Source organism: Lentzea sp. NPDC042327 (genome assembly GCF_040647275.1).
GTDB lineage: Bacteria > Actinomycetota > Actinomycetes > Mycobacteriales > Pseudonocardiaceae > Lentzea.
On the sequence record NZ_JBEZBX010000017.1, the window covers coordinates 62470 to 81258 of the forward strand.

Annotated in this window: 15 protein-coding genes; 7 read left to right on the forward strand and 8 right to left on the reverse strand. The window is 70.1% G+C overall.

All coding sequences use genetic code 11. The features are described 5' to 3' along the window. Window positions 1–20: 20 nt before the first annotated feature. The 4 genes from AB0A63_RS33615 to AB0A63_RS33630 all read right to left on the reverse strand — a co-directional run bounded on the left by AB0A63_RS33615 (window position 21) and on the right by AB0A63_RS33630 (window position 5620). Window positions 21–788, reverse strand: coding sequence for a GntR family transcriptional regulator (locus tag AB0A63_RS33615; protein ID WP_360398386.1), 768 nt, complete (start codon window positions 786–788; stop codon window positions 21–23). Between the two features lie 31 nt (window positions 789–819). Then, on the reverse strand, window positions 820–1605 hold the full coding sequence (locus AB0A63_RS33620; RefSeq protein ID WP_360398388.1) for a glutamate ABC transporter substrate-binding protein: 786 nt from the start codon (window positions 1603–1605) through the stop codon (window positions 820–822). A 194-nt stretch (window positions 1606–1799) separates the two neighbouring features. Beyond that, complete coding sequence (locus tag AB0A63_RS33625; RefSeq protein WP_360398390.1) at window positions 1800–4442, reverse strand: GNAT family N-acetyltransferase; 2643 nt, start codon at window positions 4440–4442, stop codon at window positions 1800–1802. A 5-nt stretch (window positions 4443–4447) separates the two neighbouring features. Further along, window positions 4448–5620, reverse strand: a complete 1173-nt coding sequence (locus AB0A63_RS33630) for an acetoin utilization protein AcuC (RefSeq protein WP_360398392.1) — start codon at window positions 5618–5620, stop codon at window positions 4448–4450. 152 nt (window positions 5621–5772) lie between these two features. On the opposite strand from AB0A63_RS33630, the gene AB0A63_RS33635 reads away from it, so the two are divergent. Beyond that, a complete protein-coding gene (locus AB0A63_RS33635) occupies window positions 5773–6381 on the forward strand; it encodes a hypothetical protein (protein WP_360398394.1) in 609 nt (202 codons plus the stop codon). A gap of 31 nt (window positions 6382–6412) precedes the next feature. On the opposite strand, the gene AB0A63_RS33640 is transcribed toward AB0A63_RS33635, so the two are convergent. After that, window positions 6413–7261, reverse strand: coding sequence for a sulfurtransferase (locus tag AB0A63_RS33640; protein WP_360398396.1), 849 nt, complete (start codon window positions 7259–7261; stop codon window positions 6413–6415). Window positions 7262–7338: 77 nt separating this feature from the next. On the opposite strand from AB0A63_RS33640, the gene AB0A63_RS33645 reads away from it, so the two are divergent. From AB0A63_RS33645 to AB0A63_RS33660, 4 genes are read left to right on the forward strand one after another with little or no spacing between them, the layout of a single operon-like run. Continuing rightward, on the forward strand, window positions 7339–8034 hold the full coding sequence (locus tag AB0A63_RS33645) for an iron dependent repressor, metal binding and dimerization domain protein (protein WP_360398398.1): 696 nt from the start codon (window positions 7339–7341) through the stop codon (window positions 8032–8034). Then, a complete protein-coding gene (galK, locus tag AB0A63_RS33650) occupies window positions 8031–9209 on the forward strand; it encodes a galactokinase (protein WP_360398400.1) in 1179 nt (392 codons plus the stop codon). Before AB0A63_RS33645 ends, galK begins: the two co-directional genes overlap by 4 nt. A gap of 36 nt (window positions 9210–9245) precedes the next feature. After that, window positions 9246–10208: a UDP-glucose 4-epimerase GalE gene (gene galE, locus AB0A63_RS33655; protein ID WP_360398402.1), complete on the forward strand. Its 963-nt coding sequence runs from the start codon at window positions 9246–9248 to the stop codon at window positions 10206–10208. Between the two features lie 6 nt (window positions 10209–10214). Then, a complete protein-coding gene (locus AB0A63_RS33660; protein ID WP_360398404.1) occupies window positions 10215–12218 on the forward strand; it encodes a S9 family peptidase in 2004 nt (667 codons plus the stop codon). Here the strand turns inward: AB0A63_RS33660 and AB0A63_RS33665 are convergent. Then, the gene (locus AB0A63_RS33665) at window positions 12188–13231 is read right to left on the reverse strand and encodes a DUF4192 domain-containing protein (protein WP_360398406.1); all 1044 of its coding nucleotides are present in this window, start codon (window positions 13229–13231) and stop codon (window positions 12188–12190) included. The two genes, AB0A63_RS33660 and AB0A63_RS33665, sit on opposite strands and share 31 nt — an antisense overlap. Before the next feature lie 166 nt (window positions 13232–13397). Next, complete coding sequence (locus AB0A63_RS33670) at window positions 13398–15197, reverse strand: Xaa-Pro dipeptidyl-peptidase (RefSeq protein WP_360398408.1); 1800 nt, start codon at window positions 15195–15197, stop codon at window positions 13398–13400. A gap of 107 nt (window positions 15198–15304) precedes the next feature. Between AB0A63_RS33670 and add the strand changes: the two genes are divergently transcribed. Both add and cutA read left to right on the forward strand, forming a co-directional pair. Then, on the forward strand, window positions 15305–16306 hold the full coding sequence (gene add / locus AB0A63_RS33675) for an adenosine deaminase (RefSeq protein ID WP_360398410.1): 1002 nt from the start codon (window positions 15305–15307) through the stop codon (window positions 16304–16306). After that, window positions 16303–16617, forward strand: a complete 315-nt coding sequence (gene cutA, locus AB0A63_RS33680; RefSeq protein WP_360398412.1) for a divalent-cation tolerance protein CutA — start codon at window positions 16303–16305, stop codon at window positions 16615–16617. The genes add and cutA overlap by 4 nt, the downstream gene beginning before the upstream one ends. Here the strand turns inward: cutA and AB0A63_RS33685 are convergent. After that, entirely contained in the window at window positions 16600–18624 is a 2025-nt protein-coding gene (locus AB0A63_RS33685; protein WP_360398414.1) for an ATP-binding domain-containing protein, read from the reverse strand. The genes cutA and AB0A63_RS33685 overlap by 18 nt on opposite strands. Window positions 18625–18789 lie beyond the last annotated feature (165 nt).

Sequence of the window (18789 nt, forward strand, 5' to 3'; positions counted from 1 at the left end):
GAGATGTATTTGTTCCGTTCCTAACGGTCTGCGTGCAGGCGTGCGACGAAGCTGAATCGATCACCCCGGTACAGCGAGCGCGCGCGTTCGATCGGATGGCCTTCCACGTCGTAGGAGACGCGGTGCAGCAACAGCATCGGCAAAGCGGGGTTCGTGCCGATCAGCAGTGCCTCGCGCGGGGTGGCGAGGACCGTCTCGACGCGTTCCTCTGCCTCGGCGAAGCGCACGCCGAGGCGTTCGGTGAGGCACGCGTAGAGCGAGCCGCCCGGGTCGAGCTTGTCGAGCAGGTCGGGGAAGCGGCGGCTGCTCAGGTAGGTCGACTCCAGGCCGATGCGCTCGTCGTCGGCGAGCAGCACGCGTTCGAGGTGGACGACCTTCTCGCCCGGTTCGAGCACCAGGTCGCGGGCGAGGCCCTCGTCGGCGCTGAGCTCCTCCAGCGTGATCACCGTGCGGGTGGGCTCCACCCCCTGCCTTCGCATGCCCTCGGTGTAGCTGACCAGCGACAACGGTTGCACGAGCTTGGGCGGGGCGACGAACGTGCCACTGCCCTGGCGGCGGAGGAGCTTGCCTTCGAGCACGAGCTCGCTGACGGCCTGGCGCAGCGTGACGCGCGAGACGGAGAACCGTTCGGCGAGCTCGCGTTCGGACGGCAGCACGGTACCTTCGCCGAGGGTCTCGACGAGGTCGAACAGCTCGGCCTTGACCGCGTAGTAGCGCGGAACTCGGCCGTGTTCTGGGATGCCCGCGCGAACAGGTCGATCAGCGCGGTGCGGCGGGACGCGGTTCACGTGGCGTGAGCCTACGTCACGCCCCGTGTGATCAGGCCGCGAGCTTCGGCGGGTCGGGGATCTTGTAGCCGGAAGATCCGATGTTGGCCTCCAGCGACTTGCGCCAGGCTCCCGTGTCGATCATCTTCTGCAGCGCGGCCTGGACCTTCGCCTTGCTCTCGGGGTCGTCGCGGCGCAGGCCGACGCCGTACTCCTCCTTGCTGAACGGCTCGCCGACGACCCGCAGCAGCTCCGGGTTCTGCGCCGCGTATCCCGCCAGCAGGACGTCGTCGGTCGTGACGGCGTCGACGTTGTTGGCCAGCAGGGCGGTCACGCAGTCGCTGAACTTGGCGTACTCCTCCAGCTTCACGTCCTTCGCGAACTGCTCCTTCACGTAGGCCGCCGACGTGGAGCCGGCAGTGGAGCACAGCCGCAGCGTCGCGTTGAGCGACTTCGGGCCGGTGATGCGGTTCTCGTTCAGGCGCACCAGGAGGTCCTGGCCTGCGACGAAGTACGGGCCGACGAAGTCGATGACCTGCTTGCGCTTCTCCGTGATCGAGTAGGTCGAGACGACCATGTCGGCCTCACCGGTGGTCAGCAGCGTCTCCCGGTTGCCGGGCTGCGCCTCCTTCCAGGTGATGTTCTGCTCGTCGATGCCGATCTCCTTCGCGATGAACTTCGCGACGTCGACGTCGAACCCGCGGTAGGTGCCGTCGAGCCGGCGCACCGCCATGCCCGGCTGGTCGTAGGACACGGCGATGACGATGCGTTCGTTCTTGCTGACCCGGCCCACCATCGTGGACTCGTCACTGCCCGCGCACGAGGCCAGGAGCAGCACGGCCGCACATGTCGTCGCTACCAGGCGGAGGAGCGCTCTCGGCGTCATTCGTCCCTCTTACAGCTGGATTCCACGGGCATGCGCCGATGCAACTTCCTGTGTGCGCTCGGCGATGTCGGAAACCTAGGCGGCCCGTGGACGCATGTCCATACCTCAGCGTGGATGAAACCTGCAGAATCGTTGCCGTAACCGGGTCAGCGCAGCCGCCGCGGACCCGCGTCGTGCAACGAAGGAGGAGGTCCGAGCACTATTCGGGCACTGCTGACGAAAGCGCCTGCGGCAGAAGCAAGAACTGGTTCGAGCTTCAGCGAACGCACCTCCGGCAGGTCCTCCGCCAATGCCGCCAAACGGAGTACCAGGTCCTGGAGGGCTTTCAGGTCAGCGGGTTCGTCGCCGCGGTAGTCCGTCAGCAACGGTGCCGCCTTCGGTGCCGCGACGAGCTCCGCCGCGTCGGTGTCGGTCAGCGGTACCGCCCGGTAGGCCCGGTCGCCGAGCAGGTCGCTGACGACGCCGGACAGTCCGAACGAGACCAGCGTGCCGAAGCTGGGGTCGTCCTGCAGGCCCAGGACGCAGCTGACTCCCTTGGGCGCCATGCGTTGCACGTACACGTCCGGTTTGCCGGACAGCGCCGCGAGGTCCCGGTAGGCGGCCTTGACCGATTCCACCTGGGCGATGTCGAGCCGCACGCCGACGAGGTCCGTGCGGTGGCGCAGCCGTTCGCTGGTGGCCTTCATCGCGACCGGGTAGCCGAGCCCGGCCGCGGCCTGAGCAGCCTCTTCCGCGCTGTGGGCGATGCGGAACGGGACGACGTCGATGCCGTAGCACCTCAGCAGCTCGACGGCCGTGCGGTCGTCGATCGCGCGGTCGGTCGCCTCGATCCTCTCGTCCACAATGGATCTGGCCGCGGCCGCGTCGATGCCTTCCGGCCGCATGAAGTGACCCTGGGGCGCGGCGCGCCACCGTGCATAACGAACCGCTCGCGCCAATGCGAGAACCGCGCGTTCCGGGCTCGCGTAACTGGGAATGGAGCCTTTCCCGGGAACCTTCAGCTCCTCGGGAATTCCTTCGACCGCGAGGAACGTCGACACGATCGGTTTCGTGCGGTGCGCGGCCTCTTTCAACGCGCGGGCATAGGCGGTGCCCGGAACCGCCACCGGCGGCACGAACACGACCACCAGCGCGTCGGTCTCGGGCCGTTCGAGGGCTTCCCGCACGGCCTTCGCGAACTCCTCCGGCGTGGCCTGGGCGCCGACGTCGACCGGGTCGCCCGCGAGCGCGAGGTCCTGGGCGAGCAGCGTGTCCGCGGCGAGCAGGCCGATGGCGGTGGAGTTGCCGACGACGGCGACCCGCCTGCCCTTCGGCAGCGGCTGGTGGGCCAGCAGCAGGGCGGTGTCGAAGAGCTGGGCCAGCGAGTCAACCCTGATCACGCCGGCCTGCTCGAACAACGCCTGGACGCTCGCCTCGTCGACCTTGACGCCGGTCGCGGCCAGGCCGGGCGTGACGGCGTGCCGGCCGGACTTCACGGCGACGATCGGCTTGGTGCGGCCGAGCCTGCGAGCGAGCCGGGCGAACTTGCGCGGGTTGCCGAAGGACTCCAGGTAGAGCAGCACGACGTCGGTGGCGGGGTCGGTCTCCCAGTACTGCAGCAGGTCGTTGCCGGAGACGTCGGCCCGGTTGCCTGCCGACACGAACGTCGACAGCCCCAGGCCCCAGCCGGCGGCGTTGGCGAGGATGGCCGTGCCGAGCGCGCCGGACTGGCAGAAGAACCCCGCGCGGCCCTTCTCCGGCAGCTTCGGCGCGAGGCTCGCGTTCAGGCGGACCCTGGGGTCGAGGTTGAGCACGCCGAGGGCGTTGGGCCCCACGACCCGCATGCCGTGTGCCCTGGCCTCGGCCGCGAGCCGGCGTTCGGCGGACAGCCCGTCGGGCCCCGTCTCGCCGTAGCCGCTCGACACGACGACCAGCGCCTTCACGCCCTTCGCGAGGCACCCGTCCATGACCTCGTCGACACTGGCCGCCGGTACGGCGACGACGGCGAGGTCGACGTCGTCGGGGATGTCGAGCACGGTCGGGTACGCCCGCACGCCCCGCACCGCGCGGTGCTCGGCGTTGACCGGGTAGACGGGCCCGTTGAAGTCGGCTTCGAGCAGGTTCTTGAGCACCGCGTGCCCGATCTTCGTCGGGTCGGTGGACGCCCCGATGACCGCGACGCTGCGCGGGTGCAGCAGGTTGTGCACGCTGCGCGCCTCGGCGGCCTGCTCGCGCGCCCTGGCGACCGCGACGGACTCGTCGGTCGGGTCGATAGCGAACTCCAGGTGCAGCACGCCCTCCTCGAACGCCCTGCTGACCTGGTAGCCGGCGTCGCGGAACACCCGGACCATCTGCCCGTTCTCGGCCAGCACCTCGGCCTCGAACCGGGCGAGCCCGACCTCCCTGGCCGCGGCCGCGAGGTGCTCCAGCAGGATGCTGCCGAGCCCGCGCCCCTGGTGCGCGTCCTCGACGACGAACGCGACCTCCGCCGACTCCCCGCGGTGCAGCCGGTCGAACCGGCCGACCGCGACGATGTCGTCGCCGAGCACCGCGATGAGCGCCACCCGGTCGTGGTGGTCGACCGTGCTGAACCGCTCGAGGTCGCGCTGCGGGATCCGCGGGTAGGGCCCGAAGTAGCGGAAGTACCGCGTCCGCTCGGACAGCCTGCCGTGGAACTCCCTGAGCTGCTCGGCGTCGTCCGGCGTGATCGGCCGCAGGTGCACGGTGCCGCCGTCGCTGAGGACGACGTCGGCCTCCCAGTGCCGCGGGAAGTCGAACGGATCCCTGTGCCCGTTCGTGTCGTCGGCCACTGGTGTCAGTCCCTCGGGTCGTCCGGGTCGAGTCCGTGCAGGGGGAACACCGCACGACGCGTCTCGCGGATCGCCCGGTCCACCGGCTCCTCCGCGTCCCCGCCCCACGGCTGGTGTCCAGGGTCGCACTCATCGGTCATCGACGCAGGCAGCGGCCAGCCGGGCGCGATGCGCGTCGCGTGCGCCACCCACTCCGCGGGCAACGGCCGGTGCACGTCCACATCGCGGTCCAGCACCGTCGCGAGCAGGTGCGTCCACGACCGCGGCACCACCCGCAGCAGCTCGTACCCGCCGCCGCCGAGCGCCAGCCACTTGAACCCGTGCTCGGTCACCAGCTCGCGGAACGCCTGGTAGATGGCCCGGTGCCCGTCCACGCTCAGCTCGAGGTCCGCCAGCGGGTCCTCCTTGTGCGTGTCGACACCGCACTGCGTGACCAGCACCTGCGGCCGGAACGCCGTCAGCAGCGCCGGCACCGTCGCGTGGAACGCCCGCAACCACGCCCCGTCCTTCGTACCGGCCGGCAACGCGACGTTGACCGCGCTCCCCTCGGCCCCCGCGCCGCCGACCTCACCGGCCCACCCGGTGCCCGGCCACAGGCTCATCGGGTGCTGGTGCAACGACACCGTCAACACCCGCGGGTCGTCCCAGAACGCCGTCTGCACTCCGTCCCCGTGGTGCACGTCGACGTCCACGTACGCGATGCGCTCAACCCCGTTGCGCAACAGCCACTCGATGGCCACCGCGCAGTCGTTGTAGACGCAGAACCCCGCCGCGCTGTCGGGCATGGCGTGGTGCAGCCCACCGGCGATGTTGACCGCCCGGTCGGCCTCCCCGCTCGCGATGGCCCGCGCCGCCCTCAGCGATCCGCCCACCACCAGCGCCGACGCCTCGTGCATCCGCTCGAACACCGGGTTGTCCGGCGTCCCCAGCCCGTGTCCCACGTCCCACCCGGCGGTGGGCGCCGCCTGCACCGCGCTCAGGTACCCCGGCCGGTGCACCAGCTCGATCTCCTCGTCGCCGGCCGGCTCCGGGACGAGCAGCTCCACGTCCCGCAGCACCCCGAGCGCCGTCGCGAGCCGCACCGTGAGGTCGAGCCGCACGGGGTTCAGCGGGTGGTCGCCACCGAGGTCGTACCCGAGGAAGGACCTGTCCCAGACAACAGCGGCTGGCTTACCCATGCCTGCAACCTACCCACCGATCGGCCCAACCCGTGATCACAACATGGTCGCCCCGTGTGCCCGTGCCCCGCCCGGCGCCTACAGTCCCCTCGCCGGGCGTGAACCCCCCACGGCCCCGGAACCGAACCCACCGAACAGGGGTCAGAGGCGACATGCACCCGCGACCAGCAGCAGCCCTCCTCCTCGCACTGGGCCTCGTCCTCACCGCCGCCACGGGCTGCGCGGAGCAGGTCAAGGGCTCGGCCGTCGCCGACACCAACGCGGCCCCCGAACCGGAGGCCCCGGCCTCCACCTCGAAGAAGCCGTCCACCAGCACCACGCAGAAGACTCCCTCCACCAGCAGCGCCCCGACGAAACCGGGCGACATCAAGATCGCCACCAAGAAGAAGACCGCCGGCCTCGAAACCTGCGGCGTCCTCAAGGCCGCCGACGTCGAGGCCGCGACCGGCGGCAAGTCCGCGGCGGACGGCGGCTGCATCCACACCCTCTCCAACCCCTCCGTGGTGGTGACCCAGATGGTCACCGTCCCCGAGGTGGTCGACGAGGAGGGCGAGAAGAAGCAGATCGAGATCGGCGGCAACACCGCCTGGCAGGTCGCCACCTCCAAAGAGGACTGCCAGGTCACCGTCATGCTGACCGACGACCCCACCGCCATCACCACCGCCTTCTCGGTGAGCGTTCTCGCCCTCGACGAACTGGACACCTGCGGCGCCGCCCTGAAACTCGCCACCGCCGGCTTCGACCGCATCCCGAACGCCTGACCCCGGACCAGCCATCCCGGCTGGTCACCCGTCAGCCCGTCGCCACCTCCCTGTCCAACGCACACCAGTTCGACCACGACCCGGCGTACAACGCCGCCGGCTTCTCCGCCGACGTGATCCCCGCCACCTCCAACGCGAGCACCACGGACGACGCGGTCACGCCCGACCCGCAGTACGCGCCGACGGCCACCGCACCGCCCGCCTCCGCCGGCACCCCGATCCCGGCGAACCGCTCCGCCAGTTCCTCCGCACCGAGCCACCGCCCGTCGGCCCCGACATGCCCGGCCGACGGCGCGTTGAGCGCCCCGGGAACGTGCCCCGCCTTCGGGTCCACGGGCTCGGTCTCCCCGCGGTACCGCTGCGGCGCCCGCGCGTCCAGCAGCACCCCGTCCCGCGCCAGCGCCGCCGCACCGTCCGCGTCCAGCACCGGCATCTGCCCGGCCCGCACCACGACGTCCCCCTCCTCCGGCACGACCTCCTCGGCGCTCACCGGCAACCCCGCCGCCTCCCAGGCGGCGAACCCGCCGTCCAGCACCGCCACGTCCCTGAACCCGGCCCACCGCAGGAGCCACCACACCCGCGCCGCCACCGAACCGTCACCCCCGTCATAGGCCACGACCCGGCCACTCTCACGCACCCCGGCACGCCGCAGCACCTCCTGCAGCCGCTCCGGATCGGGCAGCGGATGCCTGCCGCCCACCCCCGGCGGGGCGGACAACTCGGTGTCCAGGTCCACGTACACCGCGCCGGGCACGTGGCTGACCTCGTAGTCTTGGCGTCCGGGCGGCCCACCGAGCCGCCACCGGACATCCAGCACAACGGCCGCCGGCCGCGCACTCAGCGCGTCAGCGAGGGCTTCAGGAGTGATCAAGGCATGCACGGGTCACATCCTGCACCGCGCGGACACCTGTGTCCCCCGGCACGACTACCATTGACACCACACGAAGGGGAGCGGGTGTGAACGACCTCATCGACACCACGGAGATGTATCTCCGCACGATCTACGAGCTCGAAGAAGAAGGCGTGGTGCCCCTGCGCGCCCGCATCGCCGAGCGCCTCGGCCAAAGTGGACCGACCGTGAGCCAGACCGTCGGCCGCATGGAGCGCGACGGCCTGGTCGTCGTGGCGGAAGACCGTCACCTCGAACTCACCGACCAGGGCCGCAACCTGGCGATCGCCGTCATGCGCAAGCACCGGCTCGCCGAGCGCCTCCTCGTGGACATCATCGGGCTCGAGTGGGAGCACGTCCACAGCGAGGCCTGCCGCTGGGAACACGTCATGAGCGAAGCGGTCGAACGCAAACTCATCAAACTCCTCGGCAACCCCACCACCTCCCCTTACGGCAACCCCATCCCGGGCCTCGACAAGCTGGGCGACGGCGAGCCCGCCCCGCCCGCCGAGGCGGACCTCGTGCGCATTGACGAGGTGGCCCGCCGCGGCGGTGGCCCCGTCGAGGTGCGCCGCATCGCCGAGCACGTCCAGCTCGACCCGGACCTGATGGCCGAGCTGAAGGAGGCCGGCGTCATCCCCGGCGGCACTGTCCAGGTGGAGTCGCTCGGCAACGCCAAGGTCATCCAGGTGCGCGGCCCGAACGGCAACCTGGCCGAACTCGACCCGGCGGTCGCCCACGCCGTGCTGGTGCTCGCCCGGTGACCCAGGCGACGACGACTCCGGCCGCCAAGGCGGCGGAGACGTTCCACCGCCTGCACGGACGTGCACCTCACGGGGTCTGGTCGGCACCCGGCCGCGTCAACCTCATCGGCGAGCACACCGACTACAACGACGGCTACGTGCTGCCGTTCGCCCTGCCCCACCGCACCGCGGTCGCGGCATCGCCCCGTGCCGACGGTGTGCTTGCTGTCAGCACGCTGGGCGACGACGGCGGGGTGCAGCACGCGGCGCCGGTCGCGGTCGCCGACCTAGCGCCTCGTACCATCCGCGGGTGGGCCGCGTACCCCGGCGGCGTCGCCTGGGCCCTGCGCGAGCAGGGCCTCCCGGTGACCGCTGGAGCGGACCTCGTGATCGCGGGCGACGTGCCCGCCGGCGCGGGCCTGTCGTCCTCGCACGCCCTTGAATGCGCAGTCGCGCTCGCGCTGCTGGGCCTGGCGGACGTGACCGCCGAACGGCCGGACATCGCGCGCTGGGTGCAGCGGTCGGAGAACGACTTTGTGGGCGCGCCGACCGGCGTCCTGGATCAGACGGCATCGCTGTCCTGCATCGAAGCGCACGCATTGTTTTACGACGTACGCTCCGGCAAGTCGGAGCAGGTCGCGTTCGATGCCGCCGCCAGCGGCCTTGAGGTGCTGGTCATCGACACCCGCGCCAGCCACTCCCACGTCGACGGCGGCTACGGCGCCCGGCGGGCGGGCTGCGAGCGGGCCGCCGGCATTCTCGGCGTTCCCGCGCTGCGCGACGTGGACATCACCGAGCTCGACGAGGCGCTCGTCAGGCTGCCCGAAGAGCTGCGTCCGCTGGTGCGGCACGTGGTGACCGAGAACGATCGCGTCCTGCGGACCGTCGACCTGCTGCGCGCGGGCCGGCTCGCCGAGATCGGCCCTCTTCTTTCGGCGTCGCACGTGAGCCTTGACGAAGACTACCGAGTCTCCTGCCTCGAACTCGACGTCGCGGTCGAGGCGTCGAGGGCGGCCGGGGCGCTCGGCGCCCGGATGACCGGCGGCGGCTTCGGCGGCTCCGCGATCGCCCTCGTGCCCGTCGAACGGCACAACGCGGTCGAGCGGGCAGTGCTCGTCGCCTTCGCCGCGCGCTCGCTCGTGCGGCCGCGACTTTTCACGGCGGTTCCCTCCGCGGGCGCGGGCCAGGACAGGTAGCGGAAACCGATCTTGACGAGGATTGCGAGGACTGTGGTGAAGCTGCTCGTGACGGGCGGGGCCGGCTACGTCGGCAGCGTCTGCGCTGCGCGCCTGCTCGAAGCTGGGCACGAGGTGGTCGTGCTCGACGACCTCTCCACCGGCCACGAGGACGCCGTTCCCGCGGGTGCGCGCTTCGTGCGGGGTGACATCGCCGAGGTGATCGGCGACGTCCTCGCCGAGGGCTTCGACGGTGTGCTGCACTTCGCCGCGAAGTCCCTCGTCGGTGAGTCCATGCAGGACCCCGGGAAGTACTGGACGGGCAACGTCCTCACCGCGGTTCGTCTGCTCACCGCGATGAAGGAGCATGGCACGCCGAAGCTCGTCTTCTCCTCGACTGCCGCGACGTACGGCGAGCCGCGGGAGGTGCCGATCCCCGAGACCGCGCCCACGCAGCCCACCAACACCTACGGCGCCACCAAGCTGGCCATCGACCACGCGATCACGTCGTACGCCGCCGCTCACGGGCTGGCCGCGACGAGCCTGCGGTACTTCAACGTCGCCGGCGCCTACGGCAGCATCGGCGAGCGGCACGCGACCGAGACCCACCTGATCCCGCTCGTGCTGCAGGTCGCGCTCGGTCAGCGGGAGCACATCTCGATCTACGGCGAGGACTGGCCGACCGAGGACGGCACCTGCGTCCGCGACTACATCCACGTCACGGACCTCGCCGACGCCCACCTCCTGGCGCTCGACCACGCTACTGCCGGCGAGCACCGGATCTACAACCTCGGCAACGGCACGGGCTTCTCGGTGAAGCAGGTCATCGACACGTGCCGCGAGGTCACCGGCCACCCGATCCCCGCAGTCGTCGCACCGCGGCGGGCAGGAGACCCTGCTGTTCTCGTCGCCTCCGCCGAGCGGGCCCGCACCGAGCTCGGGTGGAAGCCCGAGCGCGCCGACCTCGCCGGCATCGTCCGCGACGCGTGGGAGTTCACCCGCGCCCGACACGGAGCCTGAACCACGATGACCGACTTCGCCTCTTTCGAGAGCTACAACTCCACCCCGCGGCTCGCGTCGCTCGCGCTGTCCCCGGACGGCACGCGGCTCGTCACCGTCGTCTCCTCGCTCGCGCCGGACGGCAAGACCTGGCAGGGCGCCCTCTGGGAGGTCGACCCCACCGGTGAGCGGGACGCCACCCGCCTCACCTACTCCACGAAGAGCGACGCCGCGCCGGTCTTCGCGCCGGACGGTTCGCTGCTGTTCCTGTCGAAGCGCCCGGACCCGCTCACGAAGCCGGACGAGGCCAAGGACAAGACGGCGCTGTGGCGGCTGCCGGTCCGCGGCGAGGCCGCCGAGGTGCTGCGGCCCGGCGGCGGGGTCGGCCAGGTGCGTGTCGCGGGCGAGACGCTGTTGCTGACGTCGTACGCGCACCGCCTCGTGGAGTTCGGCGGCGAGGACGACGCCAAGCGCAAGGCCCGCGAGGACGCCGGCGTGACGGCGATCCTGCACGAGTCCTACCCGATCCGGTACTGGGACTCCGACCTCGGCCCCAGCTACCCGCGACTGTTCTCCGTCCCGCTGGACAGGCCGGCTGCCGAGCACGTCACCGCCCTCAGCGACGACTCCGAGAGCAGGCTGAGCGACGAGGACATCGCGCTCAGCCCCGACGGCAGGTGGGCCGTCCACGGGTACGCCGTCGACGTCAGTGCCGCCTACGGCCGCCGGACCGAGCTGCGGCTCGTCGCCACCGACGGCAGCTCCTCGCGGGTCATCGCCTCCGAGGAAGGCTTCTCGTTCTTCGACGCCGCGTTCACCCACGACTCCTCGGCCGTGATCGCCATCCGGTTCCGCGAGTCCACCGCGGACGCGCCGTACCGCAGCAGCCTGGTGCGCATCGACCTGGCCGACGACTCGATCACGCCACTGGCGCCGGACTTCCAGGAAGAACCGGCGCACCCGGTGGTGAGCCCCGACTCCTCGGCCGTCTTCTTCGTCGCGAGCCACCTCGGGCACCAGCCGGTGTGGCGGCTCGACCTCGCCACGGGCGAGGTCACGAAGCTGACGCTCTCGGGTTACTACAGCGACGTGGTCGTGAGCCCGGACGGCGAGACGCTGTACGCACTGCGCAACTCGGTCGACCACCCGCCACAGCCCGTGCGGTTCGCCAGCACCGGAGCTGACCAGGACCCGGCGCGGCTGCCCGCCCCCGGTGCCCTGACCTCGGTGCCCGGCACGCTCACCGAGGTCTCCACCGTCGTGGCCGACGGCAGGACCGTCCGCGCCTGGCTGGTGCTGCCCGACGGTGCCTCCGCGGACTCCCCCGCCCCGCTGCTGCTCTGGGTCCACGGTGGACCCGTGATGAGCTGGAACGGCTGGACGTGGCGCTGGAACCCGTGGCTCATGGCCGCCCGCGGCTACGCCGTCCTGCTGCCCGACCCCGCGCTGTCCACGGGGTACGGGCCCGACTTCATCGCGGCCGGCTGGGGTCGCTGGGGTGCCGAGCCCTACACCGACCTCATGGCCATCACCGACGTGACCGTCGAGCGGCCCGAGATCGACGGCTCGCGCACCGCCGCCATGGGCGGGTCCTTCGGCGGTTACATGGCCAACTGGATCGCCACCCAGACCGACCGGTTCCGCGCGATCGTCACCCACGCCTCGCTGTGGCACCTCGACGCGTTCTCCGGCGCCACCGACGACTCGTACTTCTGGATGCGGGAGATGGGTGACCCCATCACCCGGCCCGAGCGGGTCCTCGCCAACTCCCCGCACCTGCGGGTCGCCGACATCAAGACGCCGATGCTCGTCATCCACGGGGACAAGGACTACCGGGTCCCCATCGGCGAGGGGCAGCGGCTGTACTTCGACCTGGTCCGGCACGGCATCACCGCGAAGTACCTTTACTTTCCTACGGAAAACCACTGGATTCTCACCCCCGGGAACTCTCGGGTCTGGTACGAGACGGTGTGGGCGTTCCTGGCCGAGCACGTCCTCGATCAGGAGTGGGAGCGGCCGGAGCTGCTCTGAGTTCCCGCGGAGAGCAGCTTGCGGGCGTTCAGGACGGCCTTGTCCGCCAGTGTTTTGAGCTCTTCGGGAGGCAGCGCGGCGCTCAGTGCGCCGCGCAACAGCCGCGCCAGCGCGTGGCCGAAGCAGGCTTCTTCGGCCACGTCGAGCGCGACCGACGCGAGTCCGCCGTCGCCGCGGTGGTAGGCGAAGAACGCCAGGAGACACGCGGGTTCCGCGCGTTCCGGTGACGGGCAGGACCTCGTGAGGTCGAGCCACAGCCGTTCGGCCGCCCTGGCGTTGTTCTGCACCGCGTACGACAGGCAGGCGTCACGCACCTCCGGGTGCGCCAGGGCTCTGCTCAACGCGACGATCTCCACATCGGGCAACGGTCCCTTGCGCTGCTCCGTGGCGTCGATCGCGGCACGCACGCGACGGAGTTCCGCTGCCGGCTCAGGCGGTTCCTCGGTGTTCATGAGCTCGTCGAGCAGCACGGACCTGCGTTCGCGGGCCTCCACCGAGTCGAGCGTGACCACCGCTGCCAGCGCGGCGCGCGACTCGAACGTCACGTTGCCGTCGCTCGCGCACGCCGCGGCCACCGCGGACACCTGCGGGTCCGGCAACCGCCCGTGGCAGTCGAGGTCGAAGTAGCAGTACCACGGGGCGTCCTTCTCGCACGCGTGCAGCCACACGGCTTCGAGGACATCGATACCGTGCCCGCCGAGACTGTTCGCAAGTGCGGTGATCAGCGGCTCGTGCGGAAGCTCCTCCGGCATGTGCTCAGAGGGTGCACTGATGACCGCGAGGATCACGCCCTCCGCGCCTTGCTCCAGGAGCGGCATTTCCAGCTGGGCCACCAGAAGCCCTCTATGTCGCGGGCGGGGCAGGTCGACGCGCATGGTCATGGAGACCGCGCCGTCCCTCAGGACCAGCACGACGAGCGACTCCGTCGGGTGGAAACCCATCAGATGCGGGATGGCCGCGTAGAGGTCGCCGGGGGCGCGGAGGCGGATCGGTTTGGGGAGGGTTGTGGGCATGGTGCCACTGTGGTGGGTGGCTGGGCTGTGGGGCTTCGCTGATGTGGAAGCTGTGGATTACTCGTGAGTTGTGGACAGGTTGAGATCTTGGGGCGCTCGGGTTCGGGAGTGAGTGCTATCGTGCCGCGCTTCAGCCCTTCACGAGACCGAAGCGCGGCACCACAGCTCAGAACGTCTGGAACAACGCGCGCCAGCCGCCGACAACCGGCAGTTCGACCGAGGTCCTGGCGAGGTCCAGCGAGAGGCCGGCCCCCGGCTTTGGGCGCAGCGTGTAGTCGTAGTCGCTGGAGATCAGCACGAACTCGAGCCGGTGCCCGGCCTGCAGGACGTAGTCGTCCGGCACGATCGGCACATCGACGTCGTAGAACTTGCCCGGTTTGACCGGCGAGGTCTTGTCGGGGCGTTCGCGGTTCTGCGGGTCGGTCCAGCCGCGAGTGATGACGTGCGACCTGTCGTCCGGAGCGCGGTCGACGAGCAGCGTCGTGACGTTGGCGGCGGGACGGTCGAACGCGACCCGCAGGTGCGCGGTCGACTTGCCGGACAAGCGCAACGGCTTCTGCGTCGGCTCGGTCGCGTAGGACAGGCGGTTCGGCGAGGTGGCCTGGTCGATCAACGACTCAGCCGTCTTCGTCGCGTCGTCGGTCAGGTTCTCCACGCCGTGGCCGGGTCGCAGGCCGAGGCCGCCCTTGGCCGGTCCGCCCGCGGACAGCCGCAGCCGCACGTCGGACGTGCCGGGTGCCGGCCAGTCCTTCTCGTCGACCCACGTCTTGTCCTCGCGCTGGATCGTCGCGCGCGGCTCCTTGTCGATGCCGTTGCGGTGGCCCCACAGGTACTGGGTGAACCAGCGGTTGAGGGTGCGGCGCCACTCGACCGAGCGGAGCGTGTCGGCATCGGTGTGGCCGGACTGGTGCAGCCAGATCTTGTGCGGCACACCGACCTTCTTCAGCGCCGAGTACCACTGCTCGACGTGCGTCATCTTGACGTTCCAGTCGTTGAGCCCGTGGACGGCGAGAACGGCCGCACGCACCTTGCGGACGTCGTTGAGGTAGTTGCGCTTGTCCCAGAACCGGCTGTAGTCGCCGGTGATGCGGTCCTGGTCCTTGGCGATCTCGGCGATGATCGGCTTGCAGATCTCGCGGTCCGCGCGGGTGTAGACGTAGTCCGCGAGCACGTCGGCGTCCTCGCCCTGGAACGTGCCGGGGGCGACGACGGCGCCGTCCGCGCGGTAGTAGTCGTACCAGCTGGAGATCGCGGCGATCGGCACGATCGCTTCGAGGCCGCGGACGCCGGTGGAGGCGACGGCGTTGGGCAGCGTTCCGTTGTAGGAAACGCCCATCATGCCGGTTTTACCGGTCGACCACGTCGCCTTGATCGCCTCGCCCGTGGCGGTGCGTGCGGACGCACGGCCGTTGAGCCAGTCGACGACGACACGCGCGCCGATCGTCTCGTTGACATCGCCCGTCGTCGGGCACCCCGTGGACTTGCCGGTGCCGAGCGACTCGGCGTACACGACGGCGTAACCGCGTGAGATGAAGTAGGACTCGTAACGGCCCGACGTGATCGGGTTAGGGCCGAGGGCCGCGGTGACGCGTTCGTCGGAGGAGGCCTTGAGTAGCCGGCCGTTGCGCTTGTCGGGGACGTACAGCTCGACGTCGACGTTGTGGTTGGGAACGTCGTTGCCGCCGGAGAAGTACGGGCTGATCATGTAGACGACGGGGACCTTGAGCCCTCGTTCGGTGGCGCGCGGCCGGACGACCTCGGTGTAGACCTCGTCGTCCTTGCCGTCGCGGTCGCTGTCGACCGGTGCGCGGACCCAGAGGCTCTCCTTGACCACGTCCTTCGGGTCGAAGACGGGTTGCGCCTCGCCGTCCTTGAACACCGGCCCCTCGGCAGCGGTGGCCGTGGCGGGCAGGAACGGCAGAACTAGCACCGCGGTCAGCAGTGCGACTCTTCGTGCGCCCCTCACGAGGCACCCCCAATGCGAAGCCGGGGACAGGGATTCGCCCTGCACCCTTCCCCGTGACTGCAAGACATGTCACCCGTCGAACGGCTCTTGACCTGAGAGCATGGACCGTGCCCATTTCCGACTTCGTCCACGCGTTGCCGAAGGCCGAGCTGCACGTCCACCTCGTGGGCGCGGCTTCCGTCGACACCGTCCTCGCGCTCGCCCGCAACCACCCGGGCGGTCCGGTTCCGACCGACGAGGCCGAGCTGCGGAAGTTCTACGAGTTCACGGACTTCCGGCACTTCATCACCGTGTACGGCATCGTCAACGACCTCGTCACGACCGGTGAGGACGTTCGCACACTGGTCGTCGGGTACGCACGTGACGCTGCGCGGACCAACGTCCGGTACGCGGAAGTCACCGTGAGTGCGACGAGTCACCTGCGGGCCGGCATCGCGCCCGACGAGCTCGTCGAGGCGTTGGCCGTGGGACGGGCTGAGGCGTTGGAGCTGCACGGCGTGACATTGCAGTGGATCTTCGACGTGCCCGGCATCTGGGATCGCGACTGGGGCATGACGAGTGCGCGGTTCGCCACCGAGCACCGGCCGGAGGGGCTGGTCGGGTTCGGGCTCGGCGGGTTCGAGGCGGACTCGCCGCGGACGAGGTTCCGCGAGGCGTTCGCGATGGCGCGTGATGCCGGGCTGCACATGGTGCCGCACGCCGGCGAGACGATGCCGCCCAGCGAGATCTGGGCCGCGGTGCGGGACCTGCGTGCCGAGCGGATCGGGCACGGCGTCAGCGCGGTGCAGGACCCGGAGCTGCTGCGGTACCTCGTCGGCGAGGGCGTCGTGCTGGAGGTGTGCCCGACGTCGAACATCCGGACCGGCGCGGTCGCGTCGCTGGACGAGCACCCGTTGCCGCGGCTGGTGGAGGCCGGGGTGCCGGTGACGGTCAGCACCGACGACCCCGGCATGTTCCACACCGACCTCGACCGCGAGTACCTGGTGTGCCACGAGCGGTTCGGGTTCGGGCGCGATGAGCTCGCGGAGCTGGCGCGAGCGGGAGTTCGGGCGTCGTTCGCGCCGGATGCGTTGAAGAAGCAGCTGTTGAAGGAGATCGACGCCGTATGAACGCCGTGAACGTGGTGACGACGACCGTGGACTCCGCCGAGGCGGCGGAGTCGTTGGCGAGAGGGGTCGTCGAGGCACGGCTGGGCGCGTGTGTGCAGATCGTGCCGATCCGCAGCGTCTACCGGTGGGACGGTGAGGTGCGCGTCGACGACGAGTGGCAGTGCGTCGTGAAGACGTCTGCCGCTCGCATCGACGAGCTGATCGCGCACATCAAGAACCAGCACAGCTATGACGTGCCGGAGGTCGTCGTCACCCCCGTCGTCGGGGGCAACGACGACTACCTCCGCTGGGTCTCAGAGGAGACTTCGTAGGTGACGCGGGAGCGGCTCGGTGTGCAGGACGCCGAGTCGTTGCGTCGCCCTCGTCAACGCCACGTACAGCTCGCTCGGGGTCATGAGCTGCGGTTCGACGACGATGACGACGTCGAACTCCAGCCCCTTGGACGACCTCGGCGGCATCCAGCCGTCGCCGATCACGGCGATCGTGCGGCCGGGCAAAGCTTCGGCGTGTGCGTCGAGCTCGTCGCGGACCGCCGCTGAGAGGTCGGTGACGCGGCGGGCCCAGGGGCGGACGCCGGTGCTGCGCACTGACGTCGGTGCGGCGGCGTCGGGGTCGACGAGCTTCAGCACCGGGGTGGCGACGGCCATGATCTCGCCGGGAGTGCGGTAGTTGACCTCCAGCCTGCGGTAGGTGAAGCGGTCGAACACCGAGCCCCAGCTGCGGGCGCCGCCTGCGGCTTGGCGTTGCGCCAGGTCGCCGACGACGGTCATCGACCTGTTGGGGCAACGGCGGAGCAGGACGCGCCAGTCCATTGCGGACAGCTCCTGTGCCTCGTCGACGACGACGTGGCCGTAGGTCCAGGTGCGGTCGTCGGCAGCTCGTTCGGCGAGCGTGCGATGATCACGCATCTCGTGCCGGTACGCGAGCGTCTCGGCGTTGACGAAGTCGGTGACGATGTACTCGTCGTCGTCGGCGCGTTCGTCGATCGACAGCACATCCATGACACCGCGGGCGTAGGCAAGTCCTTCCTCTTCCTCCCGCCGTGCCGCGCGTTCGGCTGAGCCGTCCGAGCCGAGCAGGTCGGCGAGCTCGTCGAGCAGCGGCACGTCGGACACCGTCCACGTGTCGGCGGCTTCGCGGTACAGCTCGGGTGCGCCGATGCGGTAGCACCGGCCCGCGTACAGGTCGGCGAGCAGTTGCTCGGGTGTGAGCTCCGGCCACAACCGGTCGACGGCGTCGCGCAATGCCGTGCTGTGGCGCAGCTCGTGCCGCACGTCCTCCTCGATCTCGGGCCAGTCGACGCCGATCAGCTTCATTGCCGGAGCGACGAGCTCTTCAGCGAGAGCGAGGAAGAAGTACTTGCGTGCCGCGTTGTGCGGTAGCTCGTAGTACCGCGTCTTCTCGCGTGCGACGGCGGCGACGTGCGCGTCGAGGGGGACGACGACGTCCTCGAGCTCGATCTCGATGGGCTCGTCGGGGAGCTCCTGCCGGTCGGCCACGGCGACGGCCAGCAGGTCCAGCACTGATACATGGCCTTTGAGGTGTTGCAACGACGGGGTGTCCTCGACGTCGGTGACCACTCCGGGATAGAGCTCGCCGGGTGTTGCGAACACGACGTCGGTCTCCCCCAGCGATGGCAGCACGTCGCTGACGTAATGCAGGAAACCGGTGTTCGGTCCGACGATCAGGACGCCGTGGCGGGAAAGGCGCTCGCGGCGCGTGTACAGCAGGTACGCGACGCGGTGCAGCGCGACCGCGGTCTTGCCCGTGCCGGGGCCGCCTTCGATCACCAGCACGCCGGGGCCGGAGTAACGGATGATCTCGTCCTGCTCGGCCTGGATGGTCGAGACGATGTCGCGCATCGTCGCGGTCCGCGGCGCGTTGAGGGCGTCGAGCAATGCGGTCGCGTCGGCCAGCAGCTCGTCGTCGTGGAAATCGCGCAGCTCCCGGTCGCGGACGCGGAAGTGGCGGCGCAACACGAGGCCTTCCGGATTCGCGGCGGTCGCGGTGTAGAACGGCCGCGCCGCCGGCGCGCGCCAGTCCAGCAACAGCGGCTGGAACTCGTCGTCGAACAGGCCGACGCGCCCGATGTAGGTGCTTTCGCCGTTCTCCGAGTCGATCCGGCCGAAGCACAGACCGTCCTCCGCTGCGCGGTACTTGCCGATCTGCCTGGTCAGCACCTGGACGCTGGCTTCACGGTCCAGCCGTCCGGTGTGGGTGTCCCGCAGGGCGGCCGCAAGATCGGCGGCCGCTTTGTTCCGTTCCTGGTCGAGCTTTTCATACAGAGAGGTGATCCGTGCCTGTTCGCTCGCCAACACCTTGCCCCCTGTGATACAATAAATCTATCTTTCCGGAATATTCATTCCGAAACCCCAAAGCCATTCTTTGTAGCACAGATTTGGCGTGCGCGGGAACCCCTTCGGGACTTACTTTCAACGCCATGCGTGGGCGGTCCAAGCTGCGGTAACTGCCGCCGTCGTCGT